At 67.4% G+C, this 18630-nt stretch carries 17 protein-coding genes and 2 pseudogenes; 3 read left to right on the top strand and 16 right to left on the bottom strand.

Annotated elements, in window-relative coordinates:
- Nucleotides 1-5: 5 nt before the first annotated feature.
- The 5 genes and pseudogenes from C5E41_RS16505 to C5E41_RS16485 all read right to left on the bottom strand — a co-directional run.
- On the bottom strand, nt 6-1802 hold the full coding sequence (locus C5E41_RS16505; RefSeq protein ID WP_104376720.1) for a nickel-dependent hydrogenase large subunit: 1797 nt from the start codon (nt 1800-1802) through the stop codon (nt 6-8).
- 12 nt (nt 1803-1814) lie between these two features.
- Entirely contained in the window at nt 1815-2870 is a 1056-nt protein-coding gene (locus C5E41_RS16500) for a hydrogenase expression protein HypE (protein WP_104376719.1), read from the bottom strand.
- An 82-nt stretch (nt 2871-2952) separates the two neighbouring features.
- The gene (gene hypB, locus C5E41_RS16495) at nt 2953-3807 is read right to left on the bottom strand and encodes a hydrogenase nickel incorporation protein HypB (protein WP_104376718.1); all 855 of its coding nucleotides are present in this window, start codon (nt 3805-3807) and stop codon (nt 2953-2955) included.
- Nucleotides 3762-4139, bottom strand: a complete 378-nt coding sequence (gene hypA / locus C5E41_RS16490) for a hydrogenase maturation nickel metallochaperone HypA (RefSeq protein ID WP_104376717.1) — start codon at nt 4137-4139, stop codon at nt 3762-3764. The genes hypB and hypA overlap by 46 nt, the downstream gene beginning before the upstream one ends.
- 397 nt (nt 4140-4536) lie before the next feature.
- A pseudogene (locus C5E41_RS16485) lies at nt 4537-5562 on the bottom strand (acyl-CoA dehydrogenase family protein); the annotation flags it as partial.
- Between the two features lies 1 nt (nt 5563).
- Here C5E41_RS16485 and C5E41_RS16480 point away from each other — a divergent pair.
- Nucleotides 5564-5722: pseudogene (locus tag C5E41_RS16480) on the top strand (TetR/AcrR family transcriptional regulator); the annotation flags it as partial.
- On the opposite strand, the gene C5E41_RS16475 reads toward C5E41_RS16480, so the two are convergent.
- Complete coding sequence (locus C5E41_RS16475) at nt 5713-6324, bottom strand: TetR/AcrR family transcriptional regulator (RefSeq protein ID WP_104376715.1); 612 nt, start codon at nt 6322-6324, stop codon at nt 5713-5715. The pseudogene C5E41_RS16480 and the gene C5E41_RS16475 sit on opposite strands and share 10 nt — an antisense overlap.
- Nucleotides 6325-6422: 98 nt before the next feature.
- Here C5E41_RS16475 and C5E41_RS16470 point away from each other — a divergent pair, with 98 nt between their 5' ends.
- Nucleotides 6423-7766: a cytochrome P450 gene (locus C5E41_RS16470; protein ID WP_104376714.1), complete on the top strand. Its 1344-nt coding sequence runs from the start codon at nt 6423-6425 to the stop codon at nt 7764-7766.
- Nucleotides 7767-8035: 269 nt separating this feature from the next.
- Here C5E41_RS16470 and C5E41_RS16460 read toward each other — a convergent pair whose 3' ends face one another.
- The 8 genes from C5E41_RS16460 to C5E41_RS16425 all read right to left on the bottom strand — a co-directional run bounded on the left by C5E41_RS16460 (nt 8036) and on the right by C5E41_RS16425 (nt 14474).
- Nucleotides 8036-8500 (bottom strand): DUF2231 domain-containing protein, encoded by a 465-nt coding sequence (locus C5E41_RS16460; RefSeq protein ID WP_104376713.1) that lies wholly within the window; start codon nt 8498-8500, stop codon nt 8036-8038.
- Between the two features lie 253 nt (nt 8501-8753).
- Nucleotides 8754-9371 (bottom strand): PP2C family protein-serine/threonine phosphatase, encoded by a 618-nt coding sequence (locus tag C5E41_RS16455; RefSeq protein WP_258081032.1) that lies wholly within the window; start codon nt 9369-9371, stop codon nt 8754-8756.
- Nucleotides 9372-9459: 88 nt separating this feature from the next.
- Nucleotides 9460-9951 (bottom strand): hydrogenase maturation protease, encoded by a 492-nt coding sequence (locus C5E41_RS16450; RefSeq protein WP_104376711.1) that lies wholly within the window; start codon nt 9949-9951, stop codon nt 9460-9462.
- Complete coding sequence (locus C5E41_RS16445; protein WP_104376710.1) at nt 9948-11240, bottom strand: Ni/Fe hydrogenase subunit alpha; 1293 nt, start codon at nt 11238-11240, stop codon at nt 9948-9950. Before C5E41_RS16445 ends, C5E41_RS16450 begins: the two co-directional genes overlap by 4 nt.
- Nucleotides 11224-11997 carry an oxidoreductase gene (locus tag C5E41_RS16440; RefSeq protein ID WP_104376709.1) on the bottom strand — a complete coding sequence of 258 codons (774 nt, stop codon included), beginning with the start codon at nt 11995-11997 and terminating at the stop codon, nt 11224-11226. The genes C5E41_RS16445 and C5E41_RS16440 overlap by 17 nt, the downstream gene beginning before the upstream one ends.
- Nucleotides 11997-12806 carry an FAD/NAD(P)-binding protein gene (locus C5E41_RS16435; RefSeq protein WP_104376819.1) on the bottom strand — a complete coding sequence of 270 codons (810 nt, stop codon included), beginning with the start codon at nt 12804-12806 and terminating at the stop codon, nt 11997-11999. Before C5E41_RS16435 ends, C5E41_RS16440 begins: the two co-directional genes overlap by 1 nt.
- A 41-nt stretch (nt 12807-12847) precedes the next feature.
- Nucleotides 12848-13357 (bottom strand): Crp/Fnr family transcriptional regulator, encoded by a 510-nt coding sequence (locus tag C5E41_RS16430; protein ID WP_104376708.1) that lies wholly within the window; start codon nt 13355-13357, stop codon nt 12848-12850.
- Nucleotides 13344-14474 carry a 4Fe-4S dicluster domain-containing protein gene (locus C5E41_RS16425; RefSeq protein ID WP_104376818.1) on the bottom strand — a complete coding sequence of 377 codons (1131 nt, stop codon included), beginning with the start codon at nt 14472-14474 and terminating at the stop codon, nt 13344-13346. The genes C5E41_RS16430 and C5E41_RS16425 overlap by 14 nt, the downstream gene beginning before the upstream one ends.
- A 348-nt stretch (nt 14475-14822) precedes the next feature.
- Between C5E41_RS16425 and C5E41_RS16420 the strand changes: the two genes are divergently transcribed.
- Nucleotides 14823-15626, top strand: a complete 804-nt coding sequence (locus C5E41_RS16420; protein WP_258081019.1) for an SAM-dependent methyltransferase — start codon at nt 14823-14825, stop codon at nt 15624-15626.
- Between the two features lie 72 nt (nt 15627-15698).
- On the opposite strand, the gene C5E41_RS16415 is transcribed toward C5E41_RS16420, so the two are convergent.
- Nucleotides 15699-17387, bottom strand: a complete 1689-nt coding sequence (locus tag C5E41_RS16415) for a sigma-54-dependent Fis family transcriptional regulator (RefSeq protein ID WP_104376706.1) — start codon at nt 17385-17387, stop codon at nt 15699-15701.
- 116 nt (nt 17388-17503) lie between these two features.
- Entirely contained in the window at nt 17504-18619 is a 1116-nt protein-coding gene (locus tag C5E41_RS16410) for an NDMA-dependent alcohol dehydrogenase (RefSeq protein WP_104376705.1), read from the bottom strand.
- Between the last annotated feature and the right edge of the window lie 11 nt (nt 18620-18630).

The raw sequence follows: 18630 nt of genomic DNA, 5'->3' as shown, positions 1-18630 counted from the left end.
TCCGGCTATTCGGCGGTCGATATCTGAGCGGGTGAATGCACCATGTCCAGGGTCGTGCCCTTGCCGAGGTACATGTGCACGCCGCAGGGCAGGCAGGGATCGAAGCTGCGCACCGTGCGCATGATGTCGATGCCCTTGAAGTGCTCGCGGTCGTTCTCCTCGAAGATCGGCTGTCCCTGCACCGCGTCCTCGTAAGGCCCCGGCGTGCCGAAGCTGTCGCGCGGGTTGGCATTCCACGGCGTCGGCGGATAGGGGTGGTAGTTCGCGATCTTGCCGTCGCGGATCACCATGTGATGCGACAGCACCCCGCGCACGGCCTCGGTGAAACCGCAGCCGATCCCCTCATCGGGCACGTCGAAGTGCTCCCACGTCTTGGTTCGCCCGGCGCGGATCTCCGCGAGCGCCTGCTCGGCGAAATGCAGTGCGCATGCCGCCGCGTAGGCCTGGAAGTAGGTGCGCGCACGATCGCGTTCGATGGTGTTGCTCCCGTACTCCGGAATCTTCCACTCGAGTTCCACCGGCCCCTTCAAGGCGGTCTTGGGCAGGTTGATCTGCACGCTGTGCCCGGTCGAGCGGACATAGCCGATGTCGACCAGCCCGGCCAGCGCCGTCGACCACAACCGCGCCAGCGGGCCGCCGCCGGTGTCGAGGGCCAGATGGTCCTTGCCGTCGAACCAGCGTGGTGACATCACCCAGCTGTACTTGTCGTCGAGGTCACGTTTCTGCGGCTTCGGATTGGTGTGCTGATTCCACGGATGGCGCCGGTCCACCGGATTGCCCAGTGGATCGCTCTTCACGAACATCTCCTGATCGGTCCAGTCGTCGTAATACGAACTGCCCAAAAGGATTCGGATCCCGAGATTGATGTCGACCAGCGAGGTGGTGACGAGTTTGCCGTCGACCACCACACCCGGCGTCACGAACATCCGCCGGCCCCAGTCCTCCATATCCTTGTACTCGAAGTTGCAGGCTTCCGGATCCTGGAACGAACCCCAGCATCCCAGCAGGGTGCGCCGCAGCCCGACCTTCTCGTATCCGGGCACCGCGGTGTAGAAGAAGTCGAACAGGTCGTCGTGCATCGGCACGACCTTCTTCATGAACTCGACGTAGCGCATCAGCCGCGACATGTAGTCGGTCATCAACTGCACGGTGGCGACCGTGCCGACGCCGCCGGGATACAGCGTCGAGGGATGCACGTGCCGGCCTTCCATGAGGCAGAACATCTCTCGCGTATACCGGCTCACCTGCAGTGCCTCGCGGTAGAACTCCCCGGTGAAGGGGTTGAGCGATTCCATGATGTCGCCGACGGTGCGGTAGCCGTGCATCGCGGCATGAGGCGCCTCGGTCTTGCGGGCGGCGTCGAGGACACTCGGATTGGTCTCGGCGACCATCTTCTCGCAGAAGTCCACCCCGACCAGATTCTCCTGGAAGATGTTGTGGTCGAACATGTATTCCGCGGCCTCGCCGAGATTGACGATCCACTCGCCCAGGTGCGGCGGCTTCACGCCGTAGGCCATGTTCTGGCAGTAGCACGAACAGGTGGCGTGGTTGTCACCGCAGATTCCGCAGATGCGGCTGGTGATGAAGTGCGCGTCGCGCGGATCCTTACCGCGCATGAATATCGAATAGCCGCGGAAGATGGACGACGTGCTGTGACATTCGACCACTTCGCGATTTTCGAAATCGATCTTCGTGTAGATACCGAGGCTGCCCACGATCCGGGTGATCGGGTCCCACGCCATTTCGACGAGTGAATCCGGCTCGATCTTCTTGTGCGACGCCTCCGGGATGATCTGTGTCATCGCGAGATCCTCCTACCAGGTGCGAGTCGCGCCCGTATCGAGTTTCTCCCCCTTGTGCCGCCAGTGCGGCTCCTTGTCGACTGTGCGGCCGGTGATGTGACGCAGACTGCGGATCACCGTTCCGTACAGCCCCGATGCGGAGGACGAGAGTTTCCCGCCGGGTGGTTCGTCCATGAACGGCATGAATTTGTCCGGGAATCCCGGCATGGTGCAGCCGATGCAGATACCGCCGACGTTCGGGCACCCGCCGACGCCGTTGAGCCAGCCGCGTTTGGGCACATTGCATTTCACGACCGGTCCCCAGCACCCCAATTTCACGATGCACTTCGGCGAGCCGTACTCATCGGCGAAATCACCCTGCTCGTAGTATCCGGCGCGATCGCAGCCCTCGTGCACGGTCGCACCGAACAACCACTTCGGGCGCAGCGCCTCGTCGAGCGGAATCATCGGCGCCTGGCCGGTGGCCATGTACAGCAGATAGGTCAGGGTCTCGGAGAGATTGTCCGGCTGGATCGGGCATCCGGGCACACAGACGATCGGAATATCGGCCTTGGACTTCCAGTCCCAGCCGAGATAATCCGGAACTCCCATCGCTCCGGTGGGATTACCGGCCATCGCGTGAATGCCGCCGTAGGTGGCACAGGTGCCGACGGCCACCACCGCGGTGGCCTTGGGCGCCAGCCGGTCGAGCCATTCACTGGTGGTCATCGGCTGGTTGGTCTCCGGGTTGTTGCCGAAACCGCACCAATAGCCGTCGCCGTGTAATTGTTCGTTCGGGATCGATCCTTCGACCACCAGAACGAAGGGTTCGAGTTCGCCGCGATCGGCCTTGAAAAACCATTCGAGGAAGTCGTCGGCTCCCCCGTTGGGACCGCATTCGAAATCGATCAGCGGCCAATGTACGGCGATCTTGGGCAGGCCGGGGAGTGCTCCGAGAGCGATTTCCTCGACACTGGGCTGGGTGGCGGCAGTCAACGCCACCGAATCACCGTCACAACTGAGGCCCGCGTTGATCCACAGGACGTGTATCAGCGTTTCTTCGGCCCGAACTGCTTCTTGGGTGGGCATGAACGCCGCCTTCCCGAGCCGGGCGGGGGCTGGCCGATCCGGCTCGAAGCCGTCTCAATCTGTGATACAGACCACACCGAGCTTAGTCTCGCGAGAAATGAACCTCAATGGGTGCGGCCGTTACCGATCCTCGCTGTCCGGCCAGCCACTCGTACCAGCCGGCCAGGCCCGCGCCGGTGGTCGCCGACACCGGGAAGACCTCGACACCGGAGTTGATCGCGTGGATGTAGCGCGTGCAGGCGTCGAGATCGAAATCGACATAGGGCAGCAGGTCGATCTTGTTGATCAGCACCAGTCCGGCCGCGGCGAACATGTGCGGATACTTCAACGGTTTATCGGTTCCCTCGGTCACCGAGACGATCACGACCTTCGCACGCTCGCCGAGATCGAACAGAGCCGGGCACACCAGATTGCCGACGTTCTCGATGAAGACCACGCTGCCTCGCACCGGGTCCAGCGATGCGAGCGCGCCACGGGTCATCTGCGCGTCGAGATGACACCCGGCGCCGGTGTTGATCTGCACCACCGGGCAGCCGGTGGACTCGATTCGCCGCGCGTCCAGCAGCGTCTCCTGATCGCCCTCGACGACGGCGATCGGCGTACCGGGGCATTCGCGGATGGTGCGTTCCAGCAGCGTCGTCTTGCCCGCACCCGGCGAACTGGTGAGGTTCAGCGCGAGGATGTCCCGCTCGGCCAGCCAGCGCCGATTGTCTTGGGCCAGTCGGTCGTTCTTGGCCAGGACCTTCTGCTCCAGTGTCACCGTCTCGGTCGGCTGGTCGCCGAACTCGGGCCGGTGGGAGTGCTCGTGCGCGTCCCCGTTTCCGTGACTGTGGTTGTGGTCGTGCGTGTGGTCGTGGTCGTGCGTGTGGTCGTGCTCGTGCGGGCCGGTGATCACCGCCTGGGTGTCGTCGCCGCCGCATCCGCAGGTTGCGCACATGTGTCACTCACCTCCATGGAGCGGATTCGCAGCTCCCGCCCGGCGCGGATGTCGACGTCGGCGCTGCCGCAGGCGCACAGCGGGATCGGATCGGGTAGACCGAATTCGGCGCCGCAGGTGCGGCAGCGCGCCCGGGCGGGAATTTCCTCGACGACGAGTTCGGCGCCCTCGGCGAGGGTGCCTTCGGCCGCGAGGCCGAAACAGAAGTGCAGGGAATCCGGAACCACCGCGCAGAGCGTCCCGATCGAAACGGTCACGCGGTACACCCGCCGCCCGGCAGCGTGCTCACAGGCGCCGCTCACGATCGCCTGCGCGATTGCCAGCTCGTGCATGAGTTCTCTCGATTCATCGATACGCCGATTCATCGAAGGCCGATTCACTCAGCGTACTCCGGCAACTTCCTCGCACAACCCGCTCTACCAGGACTCATTCAGCGGTCCGCTCCGGGCACGGGCGGCGAATACGCGGCCGCCACCGCACCGATGACCGGGCCTCCCTCATGGCGGTGCAGTACGGCGGGACCTCGGCGCCGCGTCGCGTTACGTCCTGCCGTCGCTGCGGCTTTCAGAAGATCCTCAGCGTCACGCGGCCGGCGGTGCGGCGGATCCGGTTTACGGTTGTGCGATGGGTAAGCCGTTGTCGGCAAGGTCAGCCGTCAATTCGACGCCACCACCGTCATCTGGCAGTTCGTCAGCGGCCGATAGCGCCCACCGAGGCCGTGGCGGGCGGCTACTTCGCGAGTGAGCGGCTGATGAGCAGACGCTGAATCTGATTGGTGCCCTCGAAGATCTGCGTGATCTTGGCTTCCCGCATATACCGCTCGACGCGGAAGTCGCGGGTATAGCCGTAGCAACCGAAGACCTGCACCGCGTCGGTGGTCACCTTCATCGCGGCGTCGGTGGCGACGAGCTTGGCGACCGAGGCCTGCCGCGAGTAGGGCAGTCCGGCATCGCGACGGCGCGCGGCGTCGAGGTAGGTGGCACGGGCCGAGTCGACGGCGGCGGCCATATCGGCGAGCAGGAACCCCAGCCCCTGATGATCGATGATCTTGCGGCCGAAGGTGCTGCGCTCTTTCGCATAGCCGACGGCCTCGTCGAGGGCGGCCTGCGCCAATCCCGTCGCCACCGCGGCGATCCCGAGACGCCCGGAATCCAATGCGCTGAAAGCGATTTGCAGACCTTGCCCCTCGGCGCCGATCCGCCGCTGCGCGGGCAGGTACGCGTCGTCGTAATGCGCGGTCGTGGTCGGCACCGCGTGCAGGCCCATCTTTTCCTCGGGCTTGCCGAAACTCAGACCCTCGAGGTCTTTCGGCACCAGGAAACACGAGATCCCGCGCGACCCTTCACCGGTACGGGCGAACACGCTGTAGAAATCGGCGATCCCACCGTGGGTGATCCACGCCTTGGTGCCGTTGAGCCGATAACCGCCATCCGCCGGCACGGCCTTGCACGTCACCGCGGCGGCATCCGATCCCGCTTGCGGCTCGGACAGGCTGTAGGCGCCGATCGTGGCGCCGCCGAGCATCTCCGGTAGCCAGCGGCGCCGCTGTTCCTCGGTCCCGAACGCCATCAGCGGATGGCAGGCGAGGCTGTGCACGCTCACCGCGACCGCCACCGCCGCCCACCGCGCCGCGATTTCCTCGAGCACCTGCAGATACACCTCGTAGGGCTGGCCGCCACCGCCCCACTCCTGCGGATACGGCAGACTCAGCAACCCTGCCTCGCCGAGCGTGGCGAAAACACCGTTCGGATACGACGGCGAATTCCGGGAAGTACACGCCGCTTTCGCCGCCGACCTCGCCGCGACCATGATGGTCCGAATCCAGCAGGGCGGCGTCCGCACCGAGACCGGCCTCGACGACGCCGACGCCTACCGCGAACTCGCCGCTATCCTCACCACCGGCATTCAGCGGTAGAGACCGCGCAGTGCCCGGCACGCGGCCTCGACGATCTCGTCGGCCGTCACCTCGATGGCACCGTCGAGCCAGGCGGTGACCAGTTCGGCCATACCGCCGATGAACAACAGACCGGCGGTTTCGTCGGCGGCCCGGCTGCGACCGTTATCGCCGAGCCAGGTGCGTACTTCGAGGGCCGACTCGTGCGCCAGGTGCCGCAGCAATTCCGTACGCCGCCTGCGCAAGTGCGGAAACGCCACCGACTCGACGATCGCGACCCGGCCCTTGCGCGGATCCTCGACCAGCAGCCGCACGAACGCGCCGATCGATGCCCGCATGCGGGCTTCCGGATCGCCTCCGGCGGCGTCGGCGGCACTGCGGCTGGTGTCCTCGATGTCGACGGCGATCTCGTTCAGCACGGCCTCGAGCAGAGCGTCGAGTCCGGCGAAACTCTCGTAGAAGTAGCGCTCACTGAGTCCCGCCTCGGCGCACACCGCGGTCATCGTCGTCCGAGTCCCCGCCTCGGCCCACACCGTGAGCCCCGCGTCCAGCAGGCGCGACCGGCGTTCGGTGGCCCGTTCGGCGGCGGTCGCTCCGCGATAGACCCCTGATTGCACGGCCATGGCCCCAGCATGCCACGCGAGTTCCGCACTAAGGTTGACAGGACGTCCTTCCTGAATCAGGCTGTCATGTGAGCGGCATCACAGAGACGAGGTGTGCGATGACGGCCGACGCCGTGCGGACCAGGCCCATCCCGACTCAGCGGCGGGAGGACCGCGGCTACCCCGTACTCGGGCAACTGCTGCAATACGCCCAGGACCCGCTGGCTCTGTTCCAGCGGGAATGGGATCATTACGGGCCGGTCGCTCCGATGTATTCACTCGGCCGGACCGCGGCCCTGTTGCTCGGCCCCGACGCGTGCGGCGAGGCGCTGCTGAACAAGGACGGGGCACTGGCCAACGAACCGGCCTGGTCGCGGCTGGTCGGCCCGTTCTTCCACGGCGGGCTCATGCTCATCGATTTCGACGAGCACAAGCGGCATCGGCGAATCATGCAGCAGGCCTTCACCCGCCCCCGCCTGCAGGCATACACCGAGCGCCTGCATCCGGCGATCGAACAGGGTGTCGCGCACTGGGGCGAGAGCGAATCCTTCCCGGCGTACCGGAAACTCAAGCAGCTCACCCTCGATATCGCCGCCGACCTGTTCATGGGTGGCGCCGCGGACACCTCACCGGCCGAGATGGACCGGATCAACAAGGCGTTCATCGCGTGTGTGCAGGCCGCGGCCGGAATCGTGCGCGGCAACGTGCCGTTCACCCGCTGGGGCAGGGCCTATCGCGGCCGGCGAGTGCTCGAAGACTTTCTGCGGCACTATCTGCCCGCGAAACGCGCCGAGCAGACCGACGACATCTTCTCGGTGCTGTGCCACATCGAAGACGAGGACGGCGCCCGGTTCAGCGACGACGACGTGATCAACCACATGATCTTCCTGATGATGGCCGCCCACGACACCTCCACCATCACCACCTCCACGATCCTGCAATATCTCGGACAGCACCCGGAATGGCAGCAGCGTTGCCGCGGTGAGGCAGCGGCGCTCGGCCCCGCACCGTCGATGGCCGAACTCGAGCGGCTGGAGTCCATCGATCTGGTCATGCGCGAGGCGCTGCGACTGCGCGCCCCGGTTCCGGTCCTGGTCCGCTACGCGGTGAAAGACACTGTGATCCAAGGGGTTCGCATCCCGGCCGGCACCGATGTGGTCATCGGAATCCAGTTCACCCATCTGATGCCGCAGTACTGGACCGACCCGCACACCTTCGATCCCGACCGCTTCGGCCCCGAACGCCGCGAGGACAAATCCCATCGTTTCGCATGGGAGCCCTTCGGCGGCGGCGCGCACAAATGCGTCGGCATGCATTTCGGTGGGCTGGAAGTGAAGTCGATCATGCATCGCCTGCTGCGCGACTACTACTGGCGGGTGGACCCCGCCTACGTCGCGCCACTGGACTACCACTCCCTCCCCTATCCCAAGGACGGCCTGCCCATCACCTTCGTCCGCAACTGAGCACCCCCACTATTTCCGCGGCAAGCCCAGGACCACGGTGGCGATGGTGTTGAGCTGGATTTCCAAGGTCCCGCCGCCGATCACCCAGCTCGGGATGTCGAGTTCGTGGAGGACGACTTCGCAGTCCTGCTGGTTCAGCGTCGTTGCTGGGCAAGGGTTTCCAGCGTCGACGCCCAGCCCTGTCCGACCTCACCGAGGACCATGTCACGGTCCGGGCTCCCGCCCGCGCACCCCGATTAGAACAGGTTCGCGGCGATGTGCGGGGCCTTTCACCGCGACGCCACCCCGTGCCAGGCCGAACCCGCCCCGGATTCGCCGATGCGGTAGATCTGCACGGACGCGGCCACGCTCGCGGCGATCGCGACGACCGCCACCGCGCCCACCAGCAGGCGGGAGAGCCCACGCTCACGGCCCGCACGCACATGAACCACCGCGATCAGGGCCGCCGCGACGACCGACGCGGCGGCGAAGTAGACGAACGTGTCGCCGAGGTGGGTGTGGGTGCGCAGATCGGGATTGGCACCGACCCGGTGCTCGAGCCATTCACCGGCCTCGGTGGTGATCGGAGTCAGGACGAGGACCACCACCGCCAGCGCCAGGTTCAGCCACACGAACCGCCGGCGCGCCGCGGGCCACAGCGCACACGCGATGGTGAGCACGGCGGTCAACGGCGCCAGGACCACCACGAAATGGACCAGAAGAATATGAGCGGGTAGCCCATTGAGAGTCGACATCGAAGGACTTTCTTTCGGACGGACGAACGCGCGCCAGCGTTCCACGACCATGCTGTGAAATCGCTGAGCCGCGAGGCCGTCGTGGTGAACGTGACGCGGCCGTGGACCCGCGCCGATCCCGGTGGCGGTACAGCCGGCCGCAGGCAATCGGGAGGCCTGGCGTGCCCTCGAGTGATCTCCGACGACGACATGCGCGTGCTGCGGAACATGGAACAGTTCCAGGATTACGGCGACTCCAGCAGGTTCCCGGTTTTCAGCGGTAGGTAGCCGCGGTGGGCGGAATGCCGAGCGCGAGCAGGGCGGTGTCGTCGTCGACGCCGTCGAATCCCGCGAGCAGCTCGGTCAATGCGGCGATCAGCCCGGGCGCGGACACCGGGCCGAGGGCATCGATGAATTCGCGAAGACGTTCCTCACCGAGGCGTTCGCGACCACGGACACGGGCCTCGGTGAGGCCGTCGCTGTAGAGCAGTACGGTATCGCCGGGTGCGAGATGTACTGCGCGGCCGGCGAATACCGCATCCGGAAGTGCCCCGACCAGCATGCCGCCCGGGGTCTCGAGCGACTCGGTCGTGCCCTCGGCCCGGATCAGCACCGGTGGCGGATGCCCACCGGCGGCGACGGTGAGTGTGGGGCCGGTGGGAGCCGGCCGCGCGGAGCCATAGACCACGGTGCGGAAACGTGGTGTGCCGGTGTGGAATTCACGGCAAAACACCGTGTATAGGTGTGCCAGCACGGCCAGTGGGTCCGGGACGTAGACCGCCGCGGCGCGCATCGTGTATCGCGCCGAGGACGTCACCACCGCGGCGTCGGCGCCTTTGCCACAGACGTCGCCCAGGAAGAATCCCCAGGTGTCAGGGGTGAGCGGGAACAGGTCGTACCACGCTGGAGCCGGACCGACCTTCTCCTCGGCGCCTCGTATGCCGAGGCCCTCACCGGATCCGGACCGACACGACGCACGGTCAGTCTGGCAGCCCTGCTCCGGCCGGGCGCAGCCCGAGGCGCGCGAGTTCGCTCAGCACGGCCGCGACGGCGTCCGGCACTGCCGCCGCCACCGGGCCGGACAGGCCGACGCCCGGATCGAGGCGCTGCGCCTCGACCGCGACGACGACGAGTTCGGCCGGGGCCCGGCCCAGGACTCGTGCGAGCGGCAGCGCGTCCGCAATGCCCAGCGCATGCGAGCCGGCGGCGCGAGGGCACCCGCGCAGGGCCTCGACAGTGGTGCGCGACACCCGCCCGGGGGCCGAGGGATCGCGGCGGACCGCGTCCACGACCACCGCGAGCTCGACACCGGCCCAGAGGTCGAGAAGGCCGGTAGGTTCGCCGTCACACTGCGCCACCCTGACGGCAGGGATGCGCAGCGAGTCGAGGCGGCGGGCCACGGCGGGGCCGATGCCGTCGTCGTGCCGGTAGTCGTTCCCGACACCGATCACCACGGCCCGCGGTCCGGTCATCGGCGCACCAGGTCGAGCTCGAGGAAGTGCGCCGAGCAGGAGATGCACGGGTCGTAGTTGCGGATCGTGCGTTCACACAGGTGGGTGAGTGCCACATCGTCCAGTCCGAGGTTGGCCTCGACCACCCGGCGCAGGTCGTCCTCGATCGCGGCCTGGTTCTGCGAAGTGGGCGGAATGATGGTGGCCGCGCTGACGACTCCGGTGTCGTCGGTTTCGTATCGGTGGTAGAGCACCCCGCGGGGAGCTTCGCTGACGCCGTGGCCGACACCGGCACGTGGCCGCGCGGCGACCGCCGGTCGCGCGGGTCGCTCGTAGTCACCGATCAGCCGGAGCGCTTCATCGAGGGCGTAGACGAGTTCGACGGCGCGAACGAGGATGCTGCGGAAGGGGTTACGGCACCGCTCGCGCAGGCCCGCGGCCGCCGCGACCTCGCGGGCCAGCGGTGACAGGTGCGCGGAGTTGAGACTGTAGCGGGCCAGTGGGCCGGCCAGGTATCGCCGGCCGTCCAAGCGGGCATGCAACGCCGTGGAATGCGGCACCTGCCCTTCGACGACGTGCGCACCGAAATCGGCTGCGGTGAACGATGTTCCGCTGTCGCTGCGCAGGGTGCCGTCTTCGATGGCGTACCTGTCCGGCGCGGTGACGGCCAGCAGGTCGTGGTCGAGTTCGAGGTCGGGAAATTCGAAACCTGCGGCGAATTCGGCGGTCTCGGCGGCATAGTCCCGCGCGCGACGCAGCTGTTCGGCGACCGGCTCGAACCGGGCCCGTTCCGGTACCGCGTAGAAGCCGCCGACCCGGATATTGATCGGATGGATCGAGCGGCCTCCCACAAGTTCGAGCAGGCTGTTGCCCGCCTTCTTCACCGCCAGACCGTGTTCCACCAGTTCCCGGTGGTCGGCGGCCAGCGCGACGGCATCGGGATAGCCCAGGAAATCGGGCAGGTGCAGCAGGTAGATGTGCAGGGCGTGGCTGGAGATCCACTCACCGCAGTACATCAGCCGTCGCAACGCCGCCAGCGGCGCGTCGAGGCGGATACCGCAGAGCTGCTCGAGTGCGTTACACGCGCTGGTCTGATAGGCCACCGGGCAAATTCCACAGATCCGCGCGGTGATATCGGGTGGCTCGGTGTACGCCCTGCCGCGCAGGAACGCTTCGAAGAATCGTGGTGGCTCGTAGATGTTCAGTTCCGCGCGGGTGACCTTGTCGTCCTCGACGACGACCCGCAGGGCTCCCTCCCCTTCCACCCGAGCCAGCGAGCTCACCGTCAATCGCCTACTGCGGTGGCTCATCTTGCCCCCTCTCCGCGAACGGCGGTGCGGCGGCGGCGAATGTGCCGAACACCCGATCGATATCTTCGTAGGACATGCCGTTGACACGCAGAATCGGAAGCAGCGCACCGATATTGGGGCGTGCCATGGGCCCGAAGCACCCGTAGCAGCCGCGGTGGTACGACGGGCACAGGGCTCCGCAGCCGGCCTGAGTGACCGGGCCGAGGCACGGTATGCCGTCGGCGACCATGACGCAGGTATTGCCACGGCGCTTGCATTCGGTGCACACACTGGTGTCCGGCAGATCGGGTGCGCGACCGGCCAGCAGGGCACAGAGCGTGTCGAGGAGCTGGCGGCGGTCGATCGGGCAGCCGCGCAGTTCGTAGTCCACTCGCACATGGGCGGCGATCGGTGTGACGGTGTCCAGCGTCGAGATGTACTCCGGGCTCGCGTACACGATCGAGGTGAAGTCGCCGATATCGGCGAAGTTGCGCAGTGCCTGAATGCCGCCGTGGCTCGCGCAGGCGCCGATCGTGACGAGAATTCGCGACTGCGAACGGATTTCGGCGATCCGATCAACCTCTTCGGGCGTGGAGACCGACCCCTCGACCAGCGACACGTCGTAGGGCCCGGGTTCGACCGCACTGGACGCCTCGGTGAAATGCGCGATCCGAATCCGGCCCGCGAGCGTCAGCAGCTCGTCCTCGCAGTCCAGCAGGGTGAGCTGGCAGCCGTCGCAGGAGGTGAACTTCCAAACCGCGAGCGTCGGGACGGCCATCACAACTCCTGCACCCTCATCAGCGGTTCGGCCACCGCGTAATCGACGACGGGACCGTCCCGGCAGATCAGGAGCGGCCCGAGCTGGCAGTGGCCGCATCGGCCCACGCCGCACTGCATATTGCGCTCCATCGACAGCCGGATGTCGCCGCGGGCCACACCGTGCCGCATCAGGGTCCGCGCGCAGAACCGCATCATCGGTTCCGGCCCGCACAGGAACGCGGTGGTGCGCGCGGGATCGATGACGAGCGCGCCGAGGGGTTCGGTGACGAAACCGACCCTTCCGGTCCAGCCGGGAGCCGGGTGATCGACGGTCCGGTACAGCTCGAGCCGATCGTCGGCCTGCCATGCGCGCTGATCGTCCCGGAAGAGGATCTCACCGGGGGTTCGCGCGCCGGTGATCAGCACGATCCGGCCGTATTCGGCGCGGCGCGCCAGCGCCTCCAGCACGATCGAACGCAGCGGCGCCACACCGACTCCACCGCCGACGACGACCAGATCTCGGCCGACGGCGGAATCGAGATCCCACCCGGTACCGAACGGCCCGCGCACCCCGATCACGGCACCGGGCGGGGAGTCGTACAGCGCGGCGCTCACCGCGCCGACCGAGCGGATGGTGTGCTCGAGCAGATCGCCCGGGGCACAGGGGTTGCCGCTGATCGAGATGGCGATCTCACCCACCCCGAATCGGTAGAGCATCATGAACTGGCCCGCCCGGAACCGTTGTGCCGCACCATCTATCGGGGCGAGGACCAAGGTCGCGGTATCGGCGGTCTGCGCGATGCGGTCGACCACCCGATAACGGAGCATGATGTCCGGGTCGGCCACCACGGCTGCGGCCGGCGCGCTGCTCACCACCCACCTCCGCTCTCCCCCCGGCGCAGCGGGACGGTCGTGGCCGCCTCGCCCGGATTGCGGTAGAGGTTCAACAACCTCGCCCGGGTAGCCTGCAGCCGCTCCACGAGTGCCTCGAAGAGCAGCAGGGTGAGCGTGTAGCCGAACGTCGGGTCGGCATCGGCGATGTCGGCCAGGCGGGCCGCGTCGAATTCGATCGCCTGCACGGGCTCGGTGGTGACGGCGCCGAAGTGCCAGCGGTACGGCGGCACCAGCCATGACCATCCGAGCAGATCACCGGGCCCCAGGGTCTGTACCACGAACGGATCGCGGCCGGGAAGCGCCGCGTCCACAGCCACACATCCCGATCGGAGGAGCCAGCACCGGTCGGCCCGGCGGCCTTCCGTGATCAACCGCTGCCCGGCGGGATAGCCGACGTTTCGCCCGGCTCGCGCGAGCGTGTCGAGTTTGCCGCGGTCCAGCGTGGCCAGCGGCGCGAAGGCGGCCAGCTCCTCAGCGGTGGTCATCGTCGCCCCCGTCGACCGTTTCGGCCAGGCGGGCGACCTCGACGGTCAAATCGATACCCGCCGGGCACCACGCGATGCAGCGTCCACACCCCACACAGCCGGAACTGCCGAATTGGTCGTACCAGGTACTCAATTTGTGGGTGAGCCACTGCCGGTACCGGCTCTCGCCCGACTGCCGCACACTGCCGCCGTGCAGATGGGAGAAGTCGAGTTCGAAACACGAGGCCCAGCGCTCCCAGCGCTCGGCATGTGCGCCGGTGAGATCGGTGACGTCCTCGGTGGTGGTGCAAAAGCAGGTGGGACAGACCATGGTGCAGTTGGCGCAGGTGAAGCAGCGGCTCGCGACGTCCTGCCAATGGGGTGACTCGTGGGTGCGGCGAAGCATGTCGCGGAGATCGACGTCCGGCATGCTGCGACCCATCCGGCCCGCCGCCGCCGCGACCTCGGCTCGTGCCGCCGAAATCTCTGCCTCCGAACTCGGTTCACCGACCAGTTCGGCGGCGATGCGCGCACCCGCCTCGGTGCCCACGTCGACGAGGAACCGGTGCCCGGTGTGGTCGATGCGTTCGGTGAGGGCGAGGTCGTAGCCGGAGGACACGTCCGGGCCGGTGTGCATCGATGCGCAGAAGCACACGCCGCCGGGCTCGGTGCAGTTCACGCCGATGATGAACAGCTCCCGGCGCCGCGCCGCGAACGCCGGGTCGGGATGCGCGCCGCCGCCGAGCACCTGCCCGAGCACGCCGATCGCGGCCATATCGCAGCCGCGCACGCCGAGGAATGCGGTCGGCGTCGGAACCTCCTGCACCGGTTCGGAATTCAGATCCGCATCGAGCCGGGCGATCCGTCGATGGGGCGGCTGGAGGAATTGTTTCCACGACCCCGGGCCGGCCGAATGCGAGAAGACGGCTTCGTCGTCACGCCGGAACAGCCGATAGCGCCCCGGCTCGGTGTGCACGCCCCAGCCCCCGGGCAGCCGGGCGCCCGAATCGAGCTCGTCGAGGACTATCGCGCCATCGCGAACCTGCGGACCGATAACCCGGTATCCGTGCTCGACCAGAACGGTGACGAGCCGATCCAGGCCCGCCCGGTCGATCGTCATGTTGTCGCCGATGGTCATGTGGAGCCTCTGTTCACCGCACAGTCGGTATTCGTCGCCGGTTCGCGTTCCAGCCTCGTCGCGGGGCCGGCGGATCGGGAGCGCCGAAGGTCCCGGCCGGAGGGCCGGAAGGCCCGAATCGGATCGATCCACGGCAGCGGGCGCCTTGTCCTCGGAGGACCTCGACTCCAGATGATCGACGAGTCGGGCCACAAGATCGCCGGAGTACCGGATTCGTGCCGAGGGGCCGGGTAGACTCTCGCCGCGTACGGGAATCGGCCCCGGTCGCCGATTCCCGTTGCCCGCAACACGTTCGACGCGGCACTCCGCATATCGCCGTTGCCGCTTCGTCTCGGAAAGGACTGCGACGTGGAATCCGGCTCCCCTGTCGACCTGCGACAGAACCAGCCCCACACTGCCCGCATGTACGACTACTACCTCGGCGGCCAGGACCACTACAGCGCGGATGCGGAAGCGGCCGAGAAGGTCGTGGCGACCTGGCCCGGAGTGCGGGTGGCCGCGCAGCAGAACCGGGCGTTCATCCACCGCGTCACACGGTTCCTGGCGAACGCGGGGATTCGTCAATTCCTCGATATCGGAACGGGGATCCCCACCGAGCCGAATCTGCATCAGGTGGCCCAGCAGGTCGCCCCCGACGCACGAGTCGTCTACGTCGACAACGATCCGATCGTGCTCGTCCACGCCCGGGCGTTGATGATCAGCTCCCCGGAGGGACGCACCAACTACATCTCCGCCGACGTCACCACTCCCGAAGCGATTCTCGACGCCCCGGGGCTGCACGAGACGCTGGATCTGACCCAGCCGGTCGCGGTCAGCCTCAACGCGCTGATGCATTTCGTCCCCGACGAGCACGGCGCCTACGGAATCATCGAGACGCTGATGAAGCGGTTCGTGCCCGGCTCGTACCTGGTGATGACGCATGTCACCCCGGACTTCGATCCTACGGCGATAGCGACCGTGGTCGACATCTACCGCCGCAGCGGCCTGCCATGCCAGGTCCGCAGCCGCGACGAGTTCGCGCGCTTCTTCGACGGCATGGAGCTGATCGAACCGGGTGTCGAGGTACCGCACCGCTGGCGCCCCGACGGTGTCGCACCCGCGAAGAAGATGGACGCGCAGGTGTCCGCCTACGCGGCCGTCGCACGCAAGTAATCCGGTCCCGGCGGCCGGAACAGGCTGTGCCGCAAGGGTTTCGGTGTCCGCAGTCCCGCACGCCGTCCCGCGTTATCGGCACGCGGGACGGCCGAGCGACGTTCGGCCATCGGTGATTCGCAGCGCCTTGAGCCGGGCGTACAGCGTGGTGCGGCTGATGCCGAGTTCGTGTGCCGTCTTGAGCTTGTTGCCCTGATTGCGGCGCAGCGCCTCGACGATGGCATCGCGCTCGGCGCGCTCGCGACCGGACAGGCGGCGGGCCCGCGAAGACACACGGTAACGGTCCGGCAGGTCGGCTACCGTCACGTCACCGCGATGGCGATGCCGCAGCACGTGCGCCAGGACGGCCTTGAGTTCGTGCAGGTTGCCGGGCCACGGGTGGGTGGCGAGCAGTTCGATCACGCTCGGCAGCAACCGCACATCGGCGGACGGATCGAGTTCGTGCAGCAGGGTTTTCGTGATCGCGGGCAGTTCGGCGACGCGCTCGTGCAGCGGCGCCACGTCCACCCGCTGCACACACCGGGCCGCCAGCGCGGCATGCGCGCCGTGGGTATCGCGCAGCGGTAGCGAGGTCAGCAGCACTCTGCGGCCGCGGGCTGCGTCGATCGCATCGATCAATTGGTCGACCACCGGCTCCGGCAGGAGATCGACCCCCTCGATGCAGACGGTGCCGCCGGGGCCGGACAAGTTCTCCCGCAGGCTGTCGATCCAGTGCTGGGCGCCGTCCGCCGCGACGTCCGCGCACTGATGGAATTCCACGTCTTCGCCGCGCGCCATCCGCCGAGCCTCGCTACTGCGGCCGGACCCCCGTTCGCCGACGATCAGAACCGGTCCCGCCGTCGTGGCTTCCAGCGCCCGCTGCCCGGTGGTGCCCGCCCGCGTCCTCGTCACGGTCGCGGCCTCCTCGATGGGTTCGAAGTGGAACAGCATGCCGGTGTCGGCGCCGGGCGCCTGGGACAGATGGATGCGTACCGCCGCACCGGACGCGAGCCGAACCTCGGTGACGCGCGGATGTGCGGCGGTCCGCTCCGCCAGCAGACGCAACAGCGCGTAGTCGGACGGGCCGAGCAGATCCACCGCGCTCTTGTTGGTCAGCACGATGTCGTCACCGACCGCGGCGATGGCGCGCCGCTGCCGGGAAACGGTCTGGAACGCGGCCAGCAGCGCACGTTCGGACGCCTTGGCCTGATCCAACAGCCGCTGTTCGATATCCTGTGCCGCCCGCTGCAGAAACGGGCCGAGCAGCGGATCGGCGTGGGTATTGGTGCTGGTGATGTCCAATGCGCCGACCAGGCGGCGGGTGACCGGATGCAAGACCGGGTGACCGTAGCAGGTGAATCCCTTGAAGCGCTCGATGTAATGCTCGGAGCCGTTGACGGCGATGCCGCGGCGGGTTTCGAGCGCGGTACCCAGCGCATTGGTGCCGAAGGTGTCCTCGGCGAGGCTGGTCCCGCTCCGGATGCCCAGGGTGTCCAGCGCCTGTTCGAAGCGCGGATCGCCGAACCACCGGTAGACCAGCCGGCACTCGCGATCCGCGAGCAGCAGGCTGTAGGCGGTGTCGGCGAGGGCGAGCGCCATCTGATCGAGAACCGGCCGCGCGGCCTCGAGCAGCCGACTGCGCGGATCGACCTCCACCGCGGGCAGATCGGGGAATCCGTCGAACTCTGGTGGCACGCCGGACAGCTTCGAGCGCCGCCACGACAACTCGATCTCCCGGCGCGGCGCCGAGTCCGTCGCATCGCCACACTGCGATGTCGCCATTCGGGTGCTACCTCCTGTCTGCCGTGAAAACCCACGTCGGTCGCGGTTCGCCGGCCGTCCCGCGGTCTCGAGCGGGGACCGCGGCCGCCACGGTGGCGGCGGCCGCGGGGGCGGACCTACGATCCGGCGTGGATCACCACACCACGGATATTCTTGCCGTCGCGCAGGTCTTGATAGCCCTGATTGATGCCTTCGAGCGAATATCGCGTGGTGATCAGCTCGTCGAGCTTCAACTGACCGCTGTCGTAGAGCCGCAGCAGCCGCACGATGTCGTACTGCGGGTTGGCGGATCCGAACAGGGTGCCCTTGATGGTCTTCTCGTTCAGCGTCAGCTCGGCGCCGGAGACGTGGACGGTGAGCTTGGCCGGATCGGCCAGGCCCGTGACGACCACGGTCCCACCTTTGCCGATGATGCCGAAGGCGGCCGACACGACCTCCTCGGTCACCGTGCCGACGGTGATGATCGCCTGGTCGGCGCCCTGCCCCCAGGACAGTTCGGCGACCTTCTCGGCCGCCTCCTCGGCCGTCGAAAAGGCATGGGTGGCACCCATTTTCAGCGCCGTCTCGCGTTTGAAGCCGACCGGGTCGACCACCACGACGTACTTGGCCCCGGCGTGGACGGCGCCCTGCACCGAATTGATGCCCAGGCCGCCGATGCCGTAGATCACCGTGATGTCACCGGCGCGCACATTGCCCGAGTAGACGGCGCTGCCCCACCCCGTCGGCACCCCGCAGCCCACGACCACCGCGGTCTCGAGGGACAGCCAGTCGTCGACCTTCACCACCGAATGCTGAGAGATCGTCGCCCGCTCGGAGAACGTGCCCAGCATGCACATCGCGCCGAAATCCACTCCGCCGGAATGGAATCGGAACGTCCCGTCGGGCATACAGCCGTCCAGGATGGTCGCGCCCATATCGCACAGGTTCTGCCGGCCGGTCGAGCAGTACCGGCAGGTGCCGCAGTTGGGAATGAAACTGCACACCACGTGGTCACCGGGAGCGACCTTGGTGACGCCGGGACCCACCTCCTCGATGATTCCCGAGCCCTCGTGCCCGCCGACGATCGGATAGCGCGGCGGCAGATCGCCGTCGGTGAGATGCAGGTCGGAATGGCACAGTCCGGCGGCGGTGTAGCGGATCAGGACCTCGCCGGGGCCGGGCCCGTCCAGGTCGAGCTCCATCAGTTCGAAGGGTTTGCCGGGCTCGACGAGTACTGCTGCTGTTGTCTTCACGAAAGTTCTCC

Origin of the sequence: Nocardia nova (genome assembly GCF_002933465.1) — a bacterium.
GTDB classification, from domain to species: Bacteria; Actinomycetota; Actinomycetes; order Mycobacteriales; family Mycobacteriaceae; genus Nocardia; species Nocardia nova_B.
The sequence above is the reverse complement of the archived record's forward strand: the minus strand, read 5'-3'. Positions and strand labels throughout refer to the sequence as shown.